This is a genomic window from Mycobacterium sp. 360MFTsu5.1, assembly GCF_000383495.1.
Taxonomy (GTDB): domain Bacteria; phylum Actinomycetota; class Actinomycetes; order Mycobacteriales; family Mycobacteriaceae; genus Mycobacterium; species Mycobacterium mucogenicum_B.
Genome location: NZ_KB911463.1, coordinates 168,929 through 186,478, shown reverse-complemented (window position 1 = coordinate 186,478; position 17,550 = coordinate 168,929). Strand labels below are relative to the sequence as shown.

At 67.5% G+C, this 17,550-nt stretch carries 9 protein-coding genes; 8 read left to right on the top strand and 1 reads right to left on the bottom strand.

What is annotated here, in order from left to right; translation table 11 throughout:
* The first annotated feature begins 51 nt into the window (after positions 1-51).
* The 7 genes from culp6 (at position 52) to H289_RS0104390 (ending at position 12,118) form a co-directional block, all read left to right on the top strand.
* On the top strand, positions 52-1,065 hold the full coding sequence (culp6, locus tag H289_RS0104420) for a carboxylesterase Culp6 (RefSeq protein WP_020099542.1): 1,014 nt from the start codon (positions 52-54) through the stop codon (positions 1,063-1,065).
* Between the two features lie 241 nt (positions 1,066-1,306).
* Positions 1,307-3,190, top strand: coding sequence for a long-chain-fatty-acid--AMP ligase FadD32 (gene fadD32, locus H289_RS0104415; RefSeq protein ID WP_020099541.1), 1,884 nt, complete (start codon positions 1,307-1,309; stop codon positions 3,188-3,190).
* A 45-nt stretch (positions 3,191-3,235) separates the two neighbouring features.
* The gene (pks13, locus tag H289_RS0104410; protein WP_020099540.1) at positions 3,236-8,674 is read left to right on the top strand and encodes a polyketide synthase Pks13; all 5,439 of its coding nucleotides are present in this window, start codon (positions 3,236-3,238) and stop codon (positions 8,672-8,674) included.
* Between the two features lie 10 nt (positions 8,675-8,684).
* Complete coding sequence (locus H289_RS0104405) at positions 8,685-10,259, top strand: acyl-CoA carboxylase subunit beta (protein WP_020099539.1); 1,575 nt, start codon at positions 8,685-8,687, stop codon at positions 10,257-10,259.
* Positions 10,260-10,335: 76 nt separating this feature from the next.
* Positions 10,336-10,782, top strand: coding sequence for a hypothetical protein (locus H289_RS0104400; RefSeq protein ID WP_020099538.1), 447 nt, complete (start codon positions 10,336-10,338; stop codon positions 10,780-10,782).
* A complete protein-coding gene (locus tag H289_RS0104395; RefSeq protein ID WP_020099537.1) occupies positions 10,779-11,201 on the top strand; it encodes an RDD family protein in 423 nt (140 codons plus the stop codon). Before H289_RS0104400 ends, H289_RS0104395 begins: the two co-directional genes overlap by 4 nt.
* On the top strand, positions 11,192-12,118 hold the full coding sequence (locus tag H289_RS0104390) for an alpha/beta fold hydrolase (protein WP_020099536.1): 927 nt from the start codon (positions 11,192-11,194) through the stop codon (positions 12,116-12,118). Before H289_RS0104395 ends, H289_RS0104390 begins: the two co-directional genes overlap by 10 nt.
* A 130-nt stretch (positions 12,119-12,248) precedes the next feature.
* On the opposite strand, the gene H289_RS0104385 is transcribed toward H289_RS0104390, so the two are convergent.
* Positions 12,249-13,487 (bottom strand): HNH endonuclease, encoded by a 1,239-nt coding sequence (locus H289_RS0104385; protein WP_020099535.1) that lies wholly within the window; start codon positions 13,485-13,487, stop codon positions 12,249-12,251.
* Between the two features lie 403 nt (positions 13,488-13,890).
* Here H289_RS0104385 and H289_RS0104380 point away from each other — a divergent pair, with 403 nt between their 5' ends.
* A complete protein-coding gene (locus tag H289_RS0104380) occupies positions 13,891-17,538 on the top strand; it encodes a nitrate reductase subunit alpha (RefSeq protein WP_020099534.1) in 3,648 nt (1,215 codons plus the stop codon).
* Positions 17,539-17,550 lie beyond the last annotated feature (12 nt).

Genomic DNA, 17,550 nt, shown 5'->3' with positions numbered 1-17,550 from the left:
TAGATTCGGATGACAACCGCTTGATTCAGCCCGCAGGAGACCTCACACCACATGGCCACCAACAATCGCCGCCGCCGCCATCGCATCCTCGCCATTGCCGCGGCGGGTGCGGTGGCACTGCTGGTCATCGTGGTCGCCTTCGCGATCGTGGTGTGGCTGCGTCAGCCCGGTGAGATTCCGGGCCCGACGCCGCCCTCGGCGCAGCCGCCGACGTCCGGTCCCACCACGAAGCCGTCGAAGCCGCGTCCGGCCTACCAGTCGGCCGACTGCCCCGATGTGCAGCTGATCTCGATCCCGGGCACCTGGGAGTCCTCGCGGGCGCTCGACCCGCTGAACCCGACGCCGTCGTTCCCGATCGCGCTGCTGCTGAACGTCAGCAACCCGCTCGGCCAGCAGTTCGGTGCCGACCGGTTGGCGCAGTACACGGTGCCCTACACCGCGCAGTTCCATAACCCGCTGGCCGCGGACAACCAGATGTCGTACAACGACAGCCGCGAAGAGGGCAAGAAGAAGGCCGTCGAAGCCATCACGGACATCAACAACCGGTGCCCGCTGACGAGCTTCGTCATCATCGGCTTCTCTCAGGGCGCGGTGATCGCCGGCGACATCGCCAGTGACATCGGCAACGGCCGCGGTCCCATCGACCAGGATCTGGTGCTCGGCGTGACGTTGATCGCCGACGGCCGCCGCCAGCCCGACGTGGGCAAGGACATCGGCCCCAACCCTCCCGGCCAGGGCGCCGAGATCACGCTGCACGAGCTGCCGCTCGGCATGCTCGGGCTCAACATGACCGGACCGCGGGTCGGCGGTTTCGGTGCGCTCAACGACCGGGTCAACGAGATTTGTGGAAAGGGCGACCTGATCTGCGCCGCGCCGACCGAGGCGTTCAACGTCGTGAACCTGCCCAGCACGCTGGCGACGCTGTCCGGTAGTGCGGCGGGACCGGTGCACGCGCTGTACAACACGCCGCAGTTCTGGACCCTTGACGGGCAGACCTCCACGCAGTGGACACTGAACTGGGCGAAGGACCTCGTCGACAACGCGCCGCACCCCAAACACGGCTGACATCAGGCGTTGGCTACTGACGAGTACAACGGGGTCCATGTTCGGCCCGCCGAAGCGGTGGGGCGATTTGGCCTGCGAATACGCGTCACCTAACATTAAGAGATAGCTAAGAGCACGGTCTTATCATTGACTGAGCATCTTGGGGTGGCTTATCGCTACCGCCCGGTACCATTTGCCGGGATTTGGCGTGACTGGCCGCATACGACGTAACCAGCGCGGCAGGCTGTGACAGGAGATTTTGATGGCGTTCCACAACCCGTTCGTCAAGAACGGGAAGATCACCTTCCCGGACGGCGCCGGCATCGTGAAGCACGTCGAACGCTGGGCGAAGGTCCGCGGCGACCGGCTGGCCTTCAGGTTCCTGGACTACTCCATCGAGCGTGACGGCGAGGCCAAAGACCTGTCCTGGGCGCAGTTCAGCGCCCGCAACAAGGCGGTGGCCGCGCGGCTGCAGCAGGTCACCCAGGTCGGCGATCGCGTCGCGATCCTGTGCCCGCAGAACCTCGAGTACCTCGTGGCGTTCTACGGCGTCCTGTACTCCGGCCGCATCGCCGTGCCGCTGTTCGACCCGTCGGAGCCGGGCCACGTCGGCCGTCTGCACGCCGTGCTCGATGACTGCAAGCCGTCCGCCATCCTGACCACCACCGCCGCCGCCGAGGGCGTGCGCAAGTTCTTCCGCAGCCGCCCGGCCAACGAGCGTCCCCGTGTCATCGCCGTCGACGCGGTGCCGGACGAGGTTGCCGCGACCTGGATCCCTTTCGACGACGTCGACGAGCACACCGTCGCCTACCTGCAGTACACCTCGGGCTCGACCCGCATCCCGACCGGTGTGCAGATCACGCACCTCAACCTGGCCACCAATGTGGTGCAGGTCGTCGAGGCCCTCGAGGGCGAAGAGGGCGACCGCGGTCTGTCCTGGCTGCCGTTCTTCCACGACATGGGTCTGATCACCGCGCTGCTGGCGCCGATGATCGGCCACAGCTTCACGTTCATGACCCCGGCGGCCTTCGTCCGTCGCCCGGAGCGCTGGATCCGTGAGATGGCGCGCAAGGAAGGCGACACCGGCGGTGTCATCTCCGTGGCCCCGAACTTCGCGTTCGACCACGCCGCCGCCCGTGGCGTGCCCAAGGAACCGATCGATCTGTCGAACGTCAAGGCCGTGCTGAACGGCAGCGAGCCGATCTCGGCCGCCACCGTGCGCCGGTTCAACGAGGCGTTCGGCCCGTTCGGCTTCCCGTCCAAGGCCATCAAGCCGTCGTACGGCCTGGCCGAGGCGACGCTGTTCGTGTCGACCACGCCGTCGTCCGACGAGCCGACCATCGTGTCGGTGGACCGCGACGCCCTCAACACCGGCACCTTCGTGGTGGTCCCGGACGATTCGCCGAAGGCGGTCGCGCAGGCCGGCGCCGGCAAGATCGGTGTCGACGAGTGGGCCGTCATCGTGGACGCCGAGACCGCCACCGAGCTGCCCGACGGCCAGATCGGTGAAATCTGGATCAGCGGCGCCAACATGGGCACCGGCTACTGGGGCAAGCCCGAAGAGACCGTCGAGACGTTCCAGAACACCCTCAAGTCGCGCACCAACCCGTCGCATGCCGAGGGCGCTGCCGACGACGCCACGTGGGTGCGCACCGGCGACTACGGCGCCTACCACGACGGCGAGCTGTACATCACCGGTCGCGTCAAGGACCTGGTGATCATCGACGGCCGCAACCATTACCCGCAGGACCTCGAGTACTCGGCGCAGGAGGCCAGCAAGGCGCTGCGCGTCGGCTACGTCGCGGCGTTCTCGGTGCCGGCCAACCAACTGCCGGACCAGGTCTTCGCCGACGCCCACTCGGGCCTCAAGCGCGATCCCGACGACAGCTCCGAGCAGCTGGTCATCGTCGCCGAGCGGGCCCCGGGTGCGCACAAGCTCGAACCGCAACCGATCGTCGACGACATCCGCGCGGCCATCGCGGTGCGTCACGGCGTCACCGTGCGCGACGTGCTGCTGACTGCGGCCGGCGCCATTCCCCGTACCTCCAGCGGCAAGATCGGCCGCCGGGCCACCCGTGCGGCGTACCTGGACGGCACGCTGCGCAGCGGCAAGGTGGCCAACGCCTTCCCCGACGATCTGAACTGACCCTCACCCGGCTCCCCTGTCCGGCGGCGAAAGTGAACAGTGAAAATGACTGACACCGAAGACAATTCGAACGAAATCGACACTTCGCCGCAGGAGGGGCAGGAACCCGCGCGGGCCAATGGCATGTCCGTGCCCGAGATGCGGGAGTGGCTGCGTAACTGGGTGGCCAATGCCACCGGACAGCCGGCGGACTCCATCAATGAGTCGGTGCCTATGGTCGAGCTCGGTCTGGCGTCGCGCGACGCGGTCGCCATGGCGTCCGACATCGAGGACCTCACCGGCGTCACGCTGACCGCGACGGTGGCGTTCCGGCACCCGACCATCGAGTCGCTGGCGCAGGTCATCATCGAGGGCGAGCCCGAGGAAGACATCGACGCGGCGAATGCCGAGGACTGGTCCCGCGACGCCGACGACGACGCGATGAACATCGCGGTCGTTGGTCTGGCCACCCGTTTCCCGGGTGACATGAACACGCCCGACGAGATGTGGCAGGCGCTGCTGGAAGGCCGCGACGCCATCACCGATCTGCCTGAGGGCCGCTGGGAAGAGTTCCTTTCGGAGCCTCGGATCGCCGAGCGCGTGGCCAAGGCCCGCACCCGCGGCGGCTACCTGTCGGACATCAAGGGCTTCGACGCCGAGTTCTTCGCGCTGGCCAAGATGGAAGCCGACAACATCGATCCGCAGCAGCGGATGGCGCTCGAATTGACTTGGGAGGCACTGGAGTTCGCCCGTATCCCGGCGTCGTCGCTGCGCGGCGAGTCGGTCGGTGTGTTCGTCGGCAGCTCGACCAACGACTACAGCTTCCTGTCGGTCTCGGACCCGTCGATCACGCACCCGTACGCCATCACCGGCACCGCGAGCAGCATCATCGCCAACCGGGTGTCGTACTTCTTCGACTTCCGCGGGCCGTCGATGGCCATCGACACCGCATGTTCGTCGTCGCTGGTCGCGATCCACGAGGGTGTCAAGGCGCTGCGGTCGGGTGAAGCCGACGTCGTGCTCGCCGGTGGCGTCAACGCCCTGGTGACCCCGATGGTGACGGTCGGTTTCGACGAGGTCGGTGGCGTCCTGGCGCCGGACGGCCGCATCAAGTCGTTCAGCGCCGACGCCGACGGCTACGCCCGCTCCGAGGGCGGCGGCATGGTCGTGCTCAAGCGCGTCGCCGACGCCCGCCGCGATGGTGACGAGATCCTCGCCGTCATCGCCGGTTCGGCCATCAACCACGACGGCCGCTCCAACGGCATGCTGGCCCCCAACCCCGACTCGCAGGAAGCGGTGCTGCGCAAGGCGTACAAGGACGCCGGCATCGATCCCAAGACCGTCGACTACATCGAGGCGCACGGCACCGGCACCATCCTGGGTGACCCGATCGAGGCCGACGCGCTCGGCCGCGTCATCGGCCGCGGTCGCGCCGCCGACAAGCCGGCGCTGCTGGGCGCGGTGAAATCCAATGTGGGACACCTGGAGTCGGCTGCCGGTGCGGCCAGCGTCGCGAAGATGACGCTGGCGCTGTACCACGACAAGCTGCCGGCGTCGATCAACTACGCGGGCCCCAACCCGTACATCGACTTCGACAAGGAACACCTCAAGGTCAACGCCGAGCTGTCGGACTGGCCGCGCTACAGCGGCCACGCCATCGCCGGTGTCTCCGGTTTCGGTTTCGGTGGCGCCAACGCGCACCTCGTCATGCGTCAGGTGCTGCCCAGCGACCTCGTCGAGCCCGAGCCCGAAGAGGTTGTGGCCGAAGAGAAGCCGGCCTCGGACGCGGGCGCCGTCTACGTCGGTGGCGTCAAGATGGACGAGTACGGCGAGTTCATCGACGACGACAACGACACGCGCGGTGACGCCGAGTTCTACGGCTACGAGACCGATGACGAGCCCGAGCTCCCCGGTCTGACCGAGCGGGCGCTGGAGCTGATCGAGGCCGGCCGCGCCGAGCTGGAAGCCGCCGAGCCGGTCAAGCGCATTGTGCCGCTGGCGGTTTCGGGCTTCCTGACCTCGCGCAAGAAGGCCGCTGCCGCCGAGCTGGCGGACTGGATCGACAGCGAGAAGGGCCGGTCCTATTCGCTGGAGTCGATCGGTCGCTCGCTGTCGCGCCGTAACCACGGCCGTTCGCGCGCAGTGGTTCTCGCGCACGACCACGACGAAGCCGTCAAGGGTCTGCGGGCCCTGGCCGAGGGCAAGCAGAGCCCGCTGGTGCTGGCCGCCGACGGCCCGGTCACCAACGGCCCGGTGTGGGTGCTCGCCGGTTTCGGTGCGCAGCACCGCAAGATGGGCAAGAGCCTGTACCTGAACGATCCGATCTTCGCCGAGTGGATCAACAAGGTCGACGCGCACATCCAGGATGAGCGCGGCTACTCCGTCGTCGAGCTGATCCTCGACGACGCCATCGACTACACCAACGAGACCTGCGAATACCCCATCGAGGTCGTCCAGACCGTGATCTTCGCGCTGCAGATCGCGCTCGGCGAGCTGCTGAAGGCGCACGGCGCGAAACCCGGTGCGGTCGTTGGTCAGTCGCTCGGTGAGGCGGCCGCGGCCTACTTCTCCGGTGGTCTGTCGCTGGCCGACGCCACCCGGACCATCTGCTCGCGCGCCCACCTCATGGGTGAGGGCGAGGCCATGCTGTTCGGCGAGTACATCCGCCTGATGGCGCTCGTCGAGTACTCGGCCGAGGAGATCAAGACGGTCTTCGCCGACTTCCCGGGCCTCGAGGTGTGCGTCTACGCCGCCCCGACCCAGACCGTCATCGGCGGTCCGCCGGAGCAGGTCGACGCGATCATCGCCCGCGCCGAATCCGAGGGCAAGTTCGCCCGCAAGATGCAGACCAAGGGTGCCAGCCACACGCAGCAGATGGACCCGCTGCTCGGCGAGCTGTCCGCGGAAATTCAGGGCATCGAGCCGCACCCGCTGCAGACGGCCTACTACTCGACGGTGCACGAGGGTCAGCTGATCCGGGCCGGCGCCGAGCCGATCCACGATGTCGACTACTGGAAGAAGGGGCTGCGCCACAGCGTCTACTTCACCCACGGCATCCGCAACGCCGTCGACAACGGGCACACGACTTTCCTCGAGCTCGCGCCGAACCCGGTGGCGCTCATGCAGGTGGGGCTCACCACCATGTCGGCCGGCCTGCATGACGGTCAGCTGATCCCGACCCTCGCCCGCAAGCAGGACGAGGTCGACTCGATGACCAACGCCATGGCGCAGCTGTTCGTGCACGGCCATGACCTGGACTTCCGGACGCTGTTCTCGCCGGCCGAGAACCCGGCCGTCGACTACGCGCCGATTCCGCCGACGCGCTTCAAGCGCAAGCCGCATTGGCTGGACGCGCACTTCACCGCCGACAGCTCGGCCATCGAGCCGGGCAGCCACGTCGCCACCCCGGACGGCCGGCACGTGTGGGAGTACGCCCCGCGCGGCGAGGTCGACGCTGCGGCGCTGGCCAAGCTGGTGAAAGCCGCTGCGGCGCAGGTGCTTCCGGATGCGGCGCTGACCGCGTTCGAGCAGCGCGCCATCCCGGGTGAGGGCTCGCGCCTGGTCACCACGCTGACCCGGCACCCCGGTGGCGGCACGGTGCAGGTGCACGCCCGCATGGGCGAGTCCTTCACGCTGGTGTACGACGCCGTCGTCACCCGCGGTGGCGATGGTGCGGCCCTGCCGGTCGCCATGGGTGGCACCGCGCTGCCGGCCGCCGTCGGTGCATCGGTGGCCGAAACTGCCGCAGCCGCACCGGAACCCGAAGACGATGCCGCGATCCTGCAGGACAACCTGACCGCGGGCGCCGGCCTGGCCGCCGGTTTCAAGAAGTGGTCGCCGGATTCCGGCGAGACTGTCGCGGACCGGTTGGGTGCCATCGTCGGTGGTGCCATGGGTTACGAGCCCGAGGACCTGCCGTGGGAGGTCCCGCTGATCGAGCTGGGTCTGGACTCGCTCATGGCGGTCCGGATCAAGAACCGCGTCGAGTACGACTTCGACCTGCCGCCGATCCAGCTGACCGCGGTGCGTGACGCCAACCTGTACGCGGTGGAGAAGCTGATCCACTACGCCATCGAGCACCGCGACGAGGTCGGTCAGCTTGCCGAGGCACAGAAGGGGCAGACGGCCGAGGAGATCGCCGCCGCGCAGGCCGAATTGATGGGTGGCGCAACGACGGTCGCCGAGCTGGAGGCCAAGCTGGCCGAGGCCGGGCACCCGCTGGCCGACAAGGACGACGCCAAGCCGGCGGCCGCCGAGATCGCGACGGATTCCGCTGTCGCACTGGAGGTTCCGCCGCCCCCGACGAACCCCGCCGGCCCGGCGGCCGTCCCGCCGCCGCCGACCAACCCGTCGGGTCCGGCCGGACCGAGCCAGGCCACCGCTGCTGCGGCTGCCGCCAAGGTCCTCACGCAGGAGGCGGTCACCGAGGCGCTCGGCGCCGATGTGCCACCGCGCGACGCGGCGGAGCGCGTCACCTTCGCGACGTGGGCGATCGTCACCGGCAAGTCGCCGGGCGGCATCTTCAACGAGCTGCCGGCCGTCGACGACGCGACCGCGACCAAGCTGTCCGAGCGGCTCTCCGAGCGCGCCGAGGGCATCGTGACGGTCGAGCAGGTGCGGGCGGCCAAGACGATCGAAGAGCTGTCCACGATCGTGCGTGATCAGCTGGAAGACGGTGTGGTGGACGGCTTCGTCCGCACCCTGCGGGCACCGAAAGAAGACGGGCCGCAGGTACCCCTGTTCGTCTTCCACCCGGCCGGTGGTTCGACGGTGGTCTACGAGCCGCTGTTGAAGCGCTTGCCCGAGGACATCCCGGTCTACGGCATCGAACGCGTCGAGGGCTCCATCGAGGAGCGCGCCGCCGAGTACGTGCCGAAGCTGCTGGAGATGCACAAGGGCCCGTTCGTCCTGGCCGGTTGGTCGCTGGGCGGCGCGCTGGCCTACGCCTGCGCCATCGGGCTCAAGCAGGCCGGCGCTGACGTCCGGTACGTCGGGTTGATCGACTGCGTGCGACCCGGCACGCCGATCGACAAGAGCCAGGCCGGCATGCGAGCTCGCTGGGATCGCTACGCCCGCTTCGCCGAGCGCACCTTCAACGTCGAGGTTCCGGAGATTCCGTACGAGGAACTGGAGAAGCTCGACGACGAGGGGCAGGTGAAGTTCGTGCTGGACATCGTCGCGCAGAGCGGCGTGCAGATTCCGGGCGGCATCATCGAGCACCAGCGCACGTCGTACCTCGACAACCGTGCGCTGGACACCATCGACATCCAGCCGTACGACGGCCACGTCGTGCTCTACATGGCAGACCGCTACCACGACGACGCGATCGTGTTCGAACCGGCGTACGCCACCCGCCAGCCCGACGGCGGGTGGGGCGAGTTCGCTCCCGATCTGGAGGTCGTGAATATCGGCGGCGAGCACATCCAGGCCATCGACGAGCCGTACATTGCCAAGGTCGGGGCGCACATGAGCCAGGCCATCAACCAGATCCAGGCCGGGAAGTAGTAGGAGAACCGTGACTGAAGTTACCGAACAGCGCAGCCCTGCCACGACGGCAGAGAAGCTCGCAGAGCTTCGCCGAAAGCTGGAGCTGGCAGCCGATCCCGGTGACGAGAAGGCCAAGGCGCGGCGCGACAAGAAGGGCATCCCGTCGGCCCGCGCCCGCATCCACGCGCTCGTCGACCCCGGCAGCTTCTTCGAGATCGGCGCGCTCGCCAAGACGCCCGGCGACCCGAACGCGCTGTACGGCGACGGTGTGGTGACCGGCCACGCCACCATCGACGGCCGCCCGGTCGCGGTGTTCAGCCATGACCAGACGGTGTTCCAGGGCTCGGTCGGCGAGATGTTCGGCCGCAAGGTCGCCAAGCTGATGGAGTGGGTGGCCATGGTCGGCTGCCCGATCATCGGCATCAACGACTCCGCCGGCGCCCGCATCCAGGACGCCGTCACCTCGCTGGCCTGGTACGCCGAGCTCGGCCGCCGCCACGAGATGCTGCGCGGCACGGTGCCGGAGATCTCGATCATCCTGGGCAAGTGCGCCGGTGGTGCGGTGTACTCGCCGATTCAGACCGACCTGCTCGTCGCCGTGCGCGACCAGGGCTACATGTTCATCACCGGCCCGGACGTCATCAAGGACGTCACCGGTGAGGACGTGACGTTCGACGAGCTCGGTGGCGCCGACATCCAGGCGCAGCGCGGCAACATCCACAAGGTCGTCGAGGACGAGGCAGCTGCCTTCCAGTACGTCCGCGATTACCTGAGCTTCCTGCCCGCCAACACCTGGGACGATCCGCCGATCGTGAACCCGGGCCTGGAGCCGGAGCTGACGCCGAGCGACTTCGAGCTGGACAAGATCGTGCCGGACGCCGACAACGCCGGCTACGACATGCACGACATCCTGCTGCGCATGTTCGACGACGGCGACATCTTCGAGATCGCCGACCAGCGCGCTCCGGAGATGATCACCGCGTTCGCGCGGGTCGACGGCCGGCCGGTCGGCGTCATCGCCAACCAGCCGCTGTTCATGGCCGGCGCCATCGGTAACGAGGCCTCCGACAAGGCGGCCGGGTTCATCCGCTTCTGCGACTCCTTCAACCTGCCTCTGGTTTTCGTCGTGGACACCCCCGGCGCCCTGCCGGGTGTCGCCGAGGAGACCGGCGGCATCATCAAGCGCGGTGGCCGCTTCTTCAACGCCATCGTTGAGGCCGACGTGCCGAAGGTGACGTTCGTGATCCGCAAGGCCTACGGCGGCGGTTACGCCGTCATGGGCTCGAAGCAGCTGTCGGCCGACCTCAACTTCGCGTGGCCGACCGCCCGCATCGCGGTGATCGGTGCCCAGGGTGCGGCGCAGCTGCTGGTGAAGCGCTTCCCCGATCCGACGGCGCCCGAGGTGCAGAAGATCAAGGCCGACTTCATCGAGGGCTACAACGCCAACATGGCGATTCCGTGGACCGCCGCTGAGCGGGGCTACATCGACGCCGTGATCCAGCCGCACGAGTCCCGGCTGCTGCTGCGCAAGTCGCTGAAGCTGTTGCGCGACAAGCAGAAGCACGACCGCATCGCCCGCAAGCACGGCCTGACCCCGCTGTAAGTCTCTCGCGAGCAGACGTAAATGTCCCCCGACACAACGTGTTTGGGGGACATTTGCGTCTGGTGGGTGGTGACGCATGACTGAGCCCGGGCCGCCGCCGAATCCTGCCGTGCTGCTCGCGGCCGGCGTCGCGGCGACGGCGGTCGGCAGCGCGGTGGCGGTGTACCGCGGCGCGGAGCGGCTGCCGGTCCTCGGGGATCTGTTGCGCCGCAGCCGTTCCGACATGATGGCGCGCGGTGAGCGGGCGCTGGTGCCGATCAAGGTGCTGATCGCGGACGTCGCAGCCCAGGTTGTCGAGCTGGTCCTCGATGAACTCGACCTCAACGAGTTGGTGCGCCGCCGTGTCGATCTGATCGGGCTGGCCAACGAGGTCATCGACGGCATCGACCTGCAGTCCGTCATCCGGGAATCCACCGACACGATGACCAACGAGGTCATGTCGGACGTGCGCAGCCAGGGGGAGCGGGCGGACGACGCGATCTCCGGGTTCGTCGACCGGCTGCTGGGCCGGGACCGCACATGAGCGACCGCACTGCCGGGATCGTCAGCCGGGGCGTGGCTGCCGTCATCGACCTGATGGTGGTCGGTGCGCTGCTTGGCCTGATCTACGGTGGATTGCGGTTGTGCGAGTTCATGTTTCGCCCCGTCATGTTCCACGTCCCGACGTTGTCTTTCGTCTACTCGACGGCGGCGACGTGCGTCGTCTCGGTGCTGTATCTGACCGCGTGCTGGGCGGTGTCGGGTAGTACGGTGGGCGCAGTGGTGATGGGATTGCGGGTCACCGGCCTGCGGGGGGAACGGGTCGCGCCGGTACGTTCCTGCCTGCGGGCCGTTGCCTGTGTGCTGTTTCCGGTGGGCTTGTTGTGGGTAGTGGTGGATCGTCGACGACGGTCGCTGCAGGACATAGTTTTTCGTACCAAGGTGGTGTACGCATGGCATTGACGGAATCGGGTCCCGGTCGGCCCCGTAACGGGGAAACGGTCACCGACAACGATGCCGGGGTGTTGCCGCCGGTACCGGACGGAACGCGCCGGGCCTTCTGGTGGCTCGAGCGTTTTGCGCCGGCGATCGGCGCCCGCTGGGCCACCGAATTGTGGTGCACAGTCCCTGATGTCGACCTGAGCACCAAGATGCCGCCCGGACTGCCGGACAGCACGCCGCTGGAAGCGTCGTGGGATGGCCACCGGATCGCCGGGCAGTCGTGGGGCTCCGGTCCGCTGGTGTACCTGGTGCACGGGTGGGGCGGGTGCCGGGCGCACATGGCGGTGTTCGTCAAACCTCTTGTCGCAGAGGGATATCGGGTCATCGCCTTCGATCTCCCCAGCCACCATGACTCGGAGCCGGGTGCACTGGCACCGGGCCGCACCACCATCGTCGAATGCGCGGAAGCGGTGCGGGCCGTCATCGCGAAGCACGGTCCGGCGCACGCGGTCATCGGGCATTCCCTGGGGGCGAAGGCGGCCGCGCTGGCAGCGGCGCGGGGCGCCGACGTCAAGCGACTGGTGTTCCTCGCGCCGATGGGCGATTTCAGGTGGTACCTGGACGCTTTCGCCGAGCGTCACAACTTCGGGCGGCGGATCCGCGACCGCCTGCACCGGCGCCTGGACCGCCGGATCGGGATGCCGCTGCTGGACACGGACATCACCGCGTCGGCCACGCACGCGGGCGACCGGCCGCTGCTGCTCATCCACGACCCCGACGACCCGGACAGCCCGTACTCGTCCAGCACCGAGATCGCCGAGGTCTGGCCCGACGCACGGCTCGAGACCACGAAGGGTCTGGGCCGGCTGGCGCACTACCGGATTCTGCGCCACCGCCCGGCGATCACCGCGGGCGTTGATTTCATCGGAACGCCCTAGGGTGCTGCTGAATCGCGGGATCTGATGTTCGCGCGGCGGACGCAAATTCGACCCGCCGCGCGAACATCAGGGTCGGCTACACTGTTGAGTTATCAAGGTGCACAGCAGGTTTCAGTAGTGCGTGCGGCAGCTAGGCGGCCGCGTCGAGTCGCATGGTGCGGCGGTTGTGCGCGGGGATGGGTTTTCGGTGTGGGTCGACGGTGGCGGGTGGGATGAGCCAGGGGTGTTTGTCGAGGCCCATGACGACGTCCCAGCCGTCGTGGTGGATGTTGGCGTGGCAGGCCGGGCACAGCAGGCACCCGTTGCTCAGGCTGGTTTCGCCGCCGTGGGTCCAGTGCACGATGTGATGGGCATGGGTGCGTCCCGGTGGGGCGCCGCATTTGATGCAGCACTGATCCCGGTGATACAGGGCTTTGCGTAGCTGCTGTGGGAACAGCCGCTTCTCGCGGCCCATGTCGAGGGGTACCTGTTCGCCGTCGATGATCATGGTGGTGACGGTGGTGTCGCAGGTCAATCGGTCCAGGGTCAGGGTGCTGATCGACCCGATGAATTCCAGCGTGGCCAAATCGGGGGTGTCGGCGGGCACGGTCAGCAGCAGCTGGGTGCGCGGCGCGGAGGCGACGTCCCCGCCGCGGGCCGCGATATCCAACACCGCCTCCAACGCATCAGCCCGCCGCCGCGAGGCGGTGCGGGTGTCGGGGCTGCCGTCGGGTTCGGGCCGCGGCGCCGACCCTTGTTCCATCGCCGCGATGTATTTCGCGCCGACTTCGGCATCCAGGTCCGCGCGGATCTGCACCCGCCCGTCGCTGGTGACGCGGTGGTCGGCGGTGTTGATCGACCGATCCTCCGCGGCCGGCAGCCCACCTTCGGCCGCGGCGACCCGGTTGCCGAGCCGCCGCGCTCGGTTGCCGATGTCGGTGGGGGTGGCTCCGGAGAAGAACTGCCCCAACAGATCGGTCACCTGCGCGAACCGGGCGGCTTCATCCACCGGGCCGGGTGCGCGGGCCTGAATGTGGTTGATGCCTTTGACGATCGCATCGACATGCTCCCCCGAGATCACACCATCAGCAGCATGCGCCGCCAGGGTGGGCAGCGCCGGTAACGCGCCCGCCACACGCACCTGCCGCTGCGCCACCGACGGCGCATACCCCAACGCCATCAACAACTCCCGCGGCGTCCGGCCCTGCGCGGCCGCGGCCCCGCAGCGGTCGAGCACTCCGGTCAGCATCGCCGCCAAATGATCGATCACATTGCGCAGCTTCACCACGCACGTCATCGCCTCCACCGCGCTGTCCGGGGGCATGTGGTCGGGGACCTGCACGCCGCGGAGGGCGTCGAGGCTGGTGGTGAGATCCGTTGCGATTCCCATGCCCAATAGTATCGAACACCTGTTCGAATTGCAAGGAATTTTTGGCTATGTATCCGGACCTCGGTGACGGTGCTGGTGGTCTGCCTTGGAGAGAATCAGCCGAGCCGAGCACGGCCTGCGGTGTGTTACCGCGCTGATAAGAAATCGGGTCGCGCGGCTGCGGCAATGTGACGGGCGACGCACAGCCGCTGCTCCGCGTTCGCCTCGATCAACAAATCGTCGCAGGTAGGAACCGCGATGCCGAAATCGCGCTTGTTTCATGACATGACAGCCCTGTTAACGCGGTCGCACAGGCCCGGAGTGGTCCTGTGCGTTCTTTTGACAGCCGTCTGACCGGTTCTAGCCTCATGTTCCGACGGCTCGAAAGGAGGGCTTTGTGGCCGAGTTGGCAGGAAGCCCGGCGATGGCCGGCGACGCGTTGCTGCGGTTGTCCAAGTACTTTCACCGCGGGGAAATCTCCGGTGATCAGCGCACGATCCACAAGGTCGGCGGACGCTCGGCCGACGACTTCTATCGCGACCGCTGGGCACACGACAAGGTCGTGCGCTCCACGCACGGCGTCAACTGCACCGGTTCGTGCTCGTGGAAGATCTACGTCAAGGACGGCGTGATCACCTGGGAGTCGCAACAAACCGACTATCCGTCGATCGGCGCCGACAAGCCCGAATACGAGCCGCGCGGTTGTCCTCGCGGTGCCTCGTTCTCCTGGTACACGTATTCGCCTGCGCGCGTGCGGTATCCGTACGTCCGCGGTCTGCTGCTCGACTACTACCGCGAAGCCAAGGAGCGGCTACAGGACCCGGTGCTGGCCTGGGCCGACGTCGTCGAGGACCCCGAGAAGGCCAGGGCCTACAAGTCGGCGCGCGGCCGCGGTGGCTTCGTCCGCGCCGAATGGTGGGAGGCCGCCGAGATTGCTGCGGCCGCCCACGTCTACACCGTCAAGACCTACGGGCCCGACCGTGTCGCGGGCTTCTCGCCGATCCCCGCCATGTCGATGGTGAGCCATGCCGTTGGGGCACGGTTCATTTCGCTCATGGGCGGATCGATGCTGTCGTTCTACGACTGGTACGCCGACCTGCCGGTGGCATCGCCACAGGTGTTCGGCGACCAGACCGACGTCCCCGAATCCGCCGACTGGTTCGACGCCGGCTACCTCATCATGTGGGGCTCCAACGTCCCCGTCACCCGTACCCCCGACGCGCACTACATGACCGAGGCCCGTTATCGCGGTCAGAAAGTTGTTGTGGTGTCACCGGATTACGCCGACAACACCAAGTTCGCCGACGAATGGCTGCCGGCCCACCCGGGTACCGACGCCGCCCTCGCCATGTCGATGGGCCACGTCATTCTCAAGGAGTTCTTCGTCGAGAAGAACACCCCGTACTTCACCGACTACGTCAAGAAGTACACCGATCTGCCGTTCCTGGTGGCGCTGACCGAGCGCGATGGCCGGTTGGTGCCCGGAAAGTTCCTCACCGCAGCGGATCTCGGTGGCGAGTACGCCGACACCGAAGCCGCGGTCTCCAAGCCGGTACTGCTCGACGCCGGCGGCACCCCGGTGGTGCCCAACGGGTCCCTGGGCCATCGCTTCACCGCATCCGGTGAAGGGAAATGGAACCTGGACCTGCAGGGGGTCGACCCCCTCCTCACGCTGCACGGTGGCGCCAATGATGTCGCTACCGTTGCACTCCCTCGGTTCGATACTGATCAGCCCGGTGTCCTGGAACGCGGTGTGCCGACCAGAATCGTTGCCGGACAGCGCGTCACCACGGTGTTCGACCTCATGTTGGCGCAGTACGGCATCGCCCGTGATGGCCTGCCGGGCACCTGGCCCACCGGCTACGACGACGCCACCGAGCCGTACACCCCGGCGTGGCAGCAGGCCATCACGGGTGTGCCGGCCCAGGCGGCCGAACGTATCGCGCGCGAGTTCGCCGACAACGCAGAGCGTTCCAAGGGGCGCTCGATGATCCTCATGGGTGCCGGCACCAACCACTGGTTCCATTCGGATCAGATCTACCGTTCGTTCCTGTCTCTCGTGATGCTCACCGGCTGCCAGGGCGTCAACGGCGGTGGCTGGGCGCACTACGTAGGCCAGGAGAAGTGCCGTCCGGTAACGGGCTGGGGCACACTGGCATTCGGACTGGACTGGCAGCGCGCCCCGCGCCAGATGCAGGGCACCGTGTTCTGGTACCTGGCCACCGACCAGTGGCGCTACGACCGGTTCACCACCGAGCCGATGACCTCGCCGCTCGCCACCGGCACGCTGGCCTGCCGGACGGCGGCCGACAACATCGCTCTCGCGAGCCGGCTGGGGTGGATGCCGAGTTACCCCACGTTCAACCGCAATCCGCTGGACCTGGCCGACGAGGCCGAGCGGCAGGGCAAGGACGCGGCGCAGCACGTGCTCGACGGCCTGAAGTCCGGGCACCTGCAGTTCGCCTGCGAGGACCCGGACGCTCCGGAGAACTTCCCGCGCTGTCTGACGGTGTGGCGGTCGAACCTGTTGGGCTCGTCGGCGAAAGGCAACGAGTACTTCCTCAAGCACCTGCTGGGCGCGGACAACAACGTGGCGGCCAGCGACGAGGACGGGGTACACCCGCAGGACGTGCGTTGGCGCGACGAGGCCCCGGCCGGCAAGCTGGATCTGTTGCTGTCCTTGGACTTCCGCAACACCAGCACGACGTTGTACTCGGACATCGTGCTCCCGGCCGCGACGTGGTACGAGAAGCACGACCTGTCGAGCACCGACATGCATCCGTTCGTCCATGCGTTCTCGCCGGCCATCTCGCCGCCGTGGGAAACCAAGACCGACTTCGATGCCTTCCACCGCATCGCCCGTGGCTTTTCGTGGCTCGCCGAGAAGCATTTGGGTAAGCGCAAGGACATCGTCGCGATGCCGCTCGCACACGACAGCTCCGACGCCACCGCCCAGCCCGGCGGAAAAGTCCTGGACTGGAAAGCCGGTGAATGCGAACCGATCCCAGGCAAGACGATGCCGCGCCTGGTGACGGTGGAACGCGACTACCCGGCGCTGGCCGACAAGATGGCCGCCCTCGGCCCCCTCGTCGAGACCCTCGGCCTGACGGTCAAGGGCGTCACCACGCACCCCGACGCCGAGGTCGAGTACCTGGCCGGCGTCAACGGTGTGTCCGATCGCGGAGTCGCGGCGGGACGGCCGTCACTGGCCAAGGACACCCACGCGGCCGAAGCGATCCTGGCACTGTCCGGCACCACCAACGGCCGCCTGGCGGTCGAGGGTTTCGAGGCCCTGCAGCGCCGAACCGGGACGGAGCTCGTCGACCTGGCTGCCGAGAACGAGGGCAAACGAATCACCTTCGCGGACACGCAGTCCCGGCCGATGCCGGTGAACACCTCACCCGAGTGGTCGGGGTCCGAGACCGGTGGCCGGCGCTATTCACCGTTCACCATCAACACCGAGCGGCTCAAGCCGTGGCACACCCTCACCGGGCGCCAGCACTTCTATCTAGACCACGACTGGATGGACGAGATGGGGGAGCAGCTGCCGACGTTCCGTCCGCCGCTGGACATGACGGCGCTGTTCGACGAACCGGCGGTAGGTGACACCACTGGTGGCATCACCGTCCGTTACCTGACTCCGCACTCCAAGTGGTCCATCCACTCGGCGTACCAGGACAACCTGCACATGCTGACGCTTTCCCGTGGCGGACAGGCGATCTGGATGTCGGATGTCGATGCCGCCAAGATCGGGGTGAAGGACAACGACTGGATCGAGTGCACCAACCGCAACGGCGTGGTGAACGCCCGCGCGATCGTCAGTCACCGGATGCCCGAGGGCCTGGTCTTCATGTACCACGCCCAGGACAAGGCGGTCGACGTGCCGCGTACCGAGAAGACCGGTAAGCGCGGCGGTATCCACAACGCCCTGACCCGCATCATGATCAAGCCCACGCACTTGATCGGCGGTTATGCCCAGCAGTCCTTTGCGCTGAACTACCACGGTCCCACCGGAAATCAGCGCGACGAGGTGACGACGATCCGTCGCCGTTCGCAAGAAGTGGAGTACTGACCTATGAGAGTC

What these genes read in the sequence shown, in the direction of transcription:
- H289_RS0104385 (WP_020099535.1), bottom strand. Translation starts at nt 13,487, where the DNA reads ATGGGAATCGCAACGGATCTCACCACCAGCCTCGACGCCCTCCGCGGC.
- pks13 (WP_020099540.1), top strand. Translation starts at nt 3,236, where the DNA reads ATGACTGACACCGAAGACAATTCGAACGAAATCGACACTTCGCCGCAG.
- fadD32 (WP_020099541.1), top strand. Translation starts at nt 1,307, where the DNA reads ATGGCGTTCCACAACCCGTTCGTCAAGAACGGGAAGATCACCTTCCCG.
- H289_RS0104380 (WP_020099534.1), top strand. Translation starts at nt 13,891, where the DNA reads ATGGCCGGCGACGCGTTGCTGCGGTTGTCCAAGTACTTTCACCGCGGG.
- culp6 (WP_020099542.1), top strand. Translation starts at nt 52, where the DNA reads ATGGCCACCAACAATCGCCGCCGCCGCCATCGCATCCTCGCCATTGCC.
- H289_RS0104390 (WP_020099536.1), top strand. Translation starts at nt 11,192, where the DNA reads ATGGCATTGACGGAATCGGGTCCCGGTCGGCCCCGTAACGGGGAAACG.
- H289_RS0104400 (WP_020099538.1), top strand. Translation starts at nt 10,336, where the DNA reads ATGACTGAGCCCGGGCCGCCGCCGAATCCTGCCGTGCTGCTCGCGGCC.
- H289_RS0104395 (WP_020099537.1), top strand. Translation starts at nt 10,779, where the DNA reads ATGAGCGACCGCACTGCCGGGATCGTCAGCCGGGGCGTGGCTGCCGTC.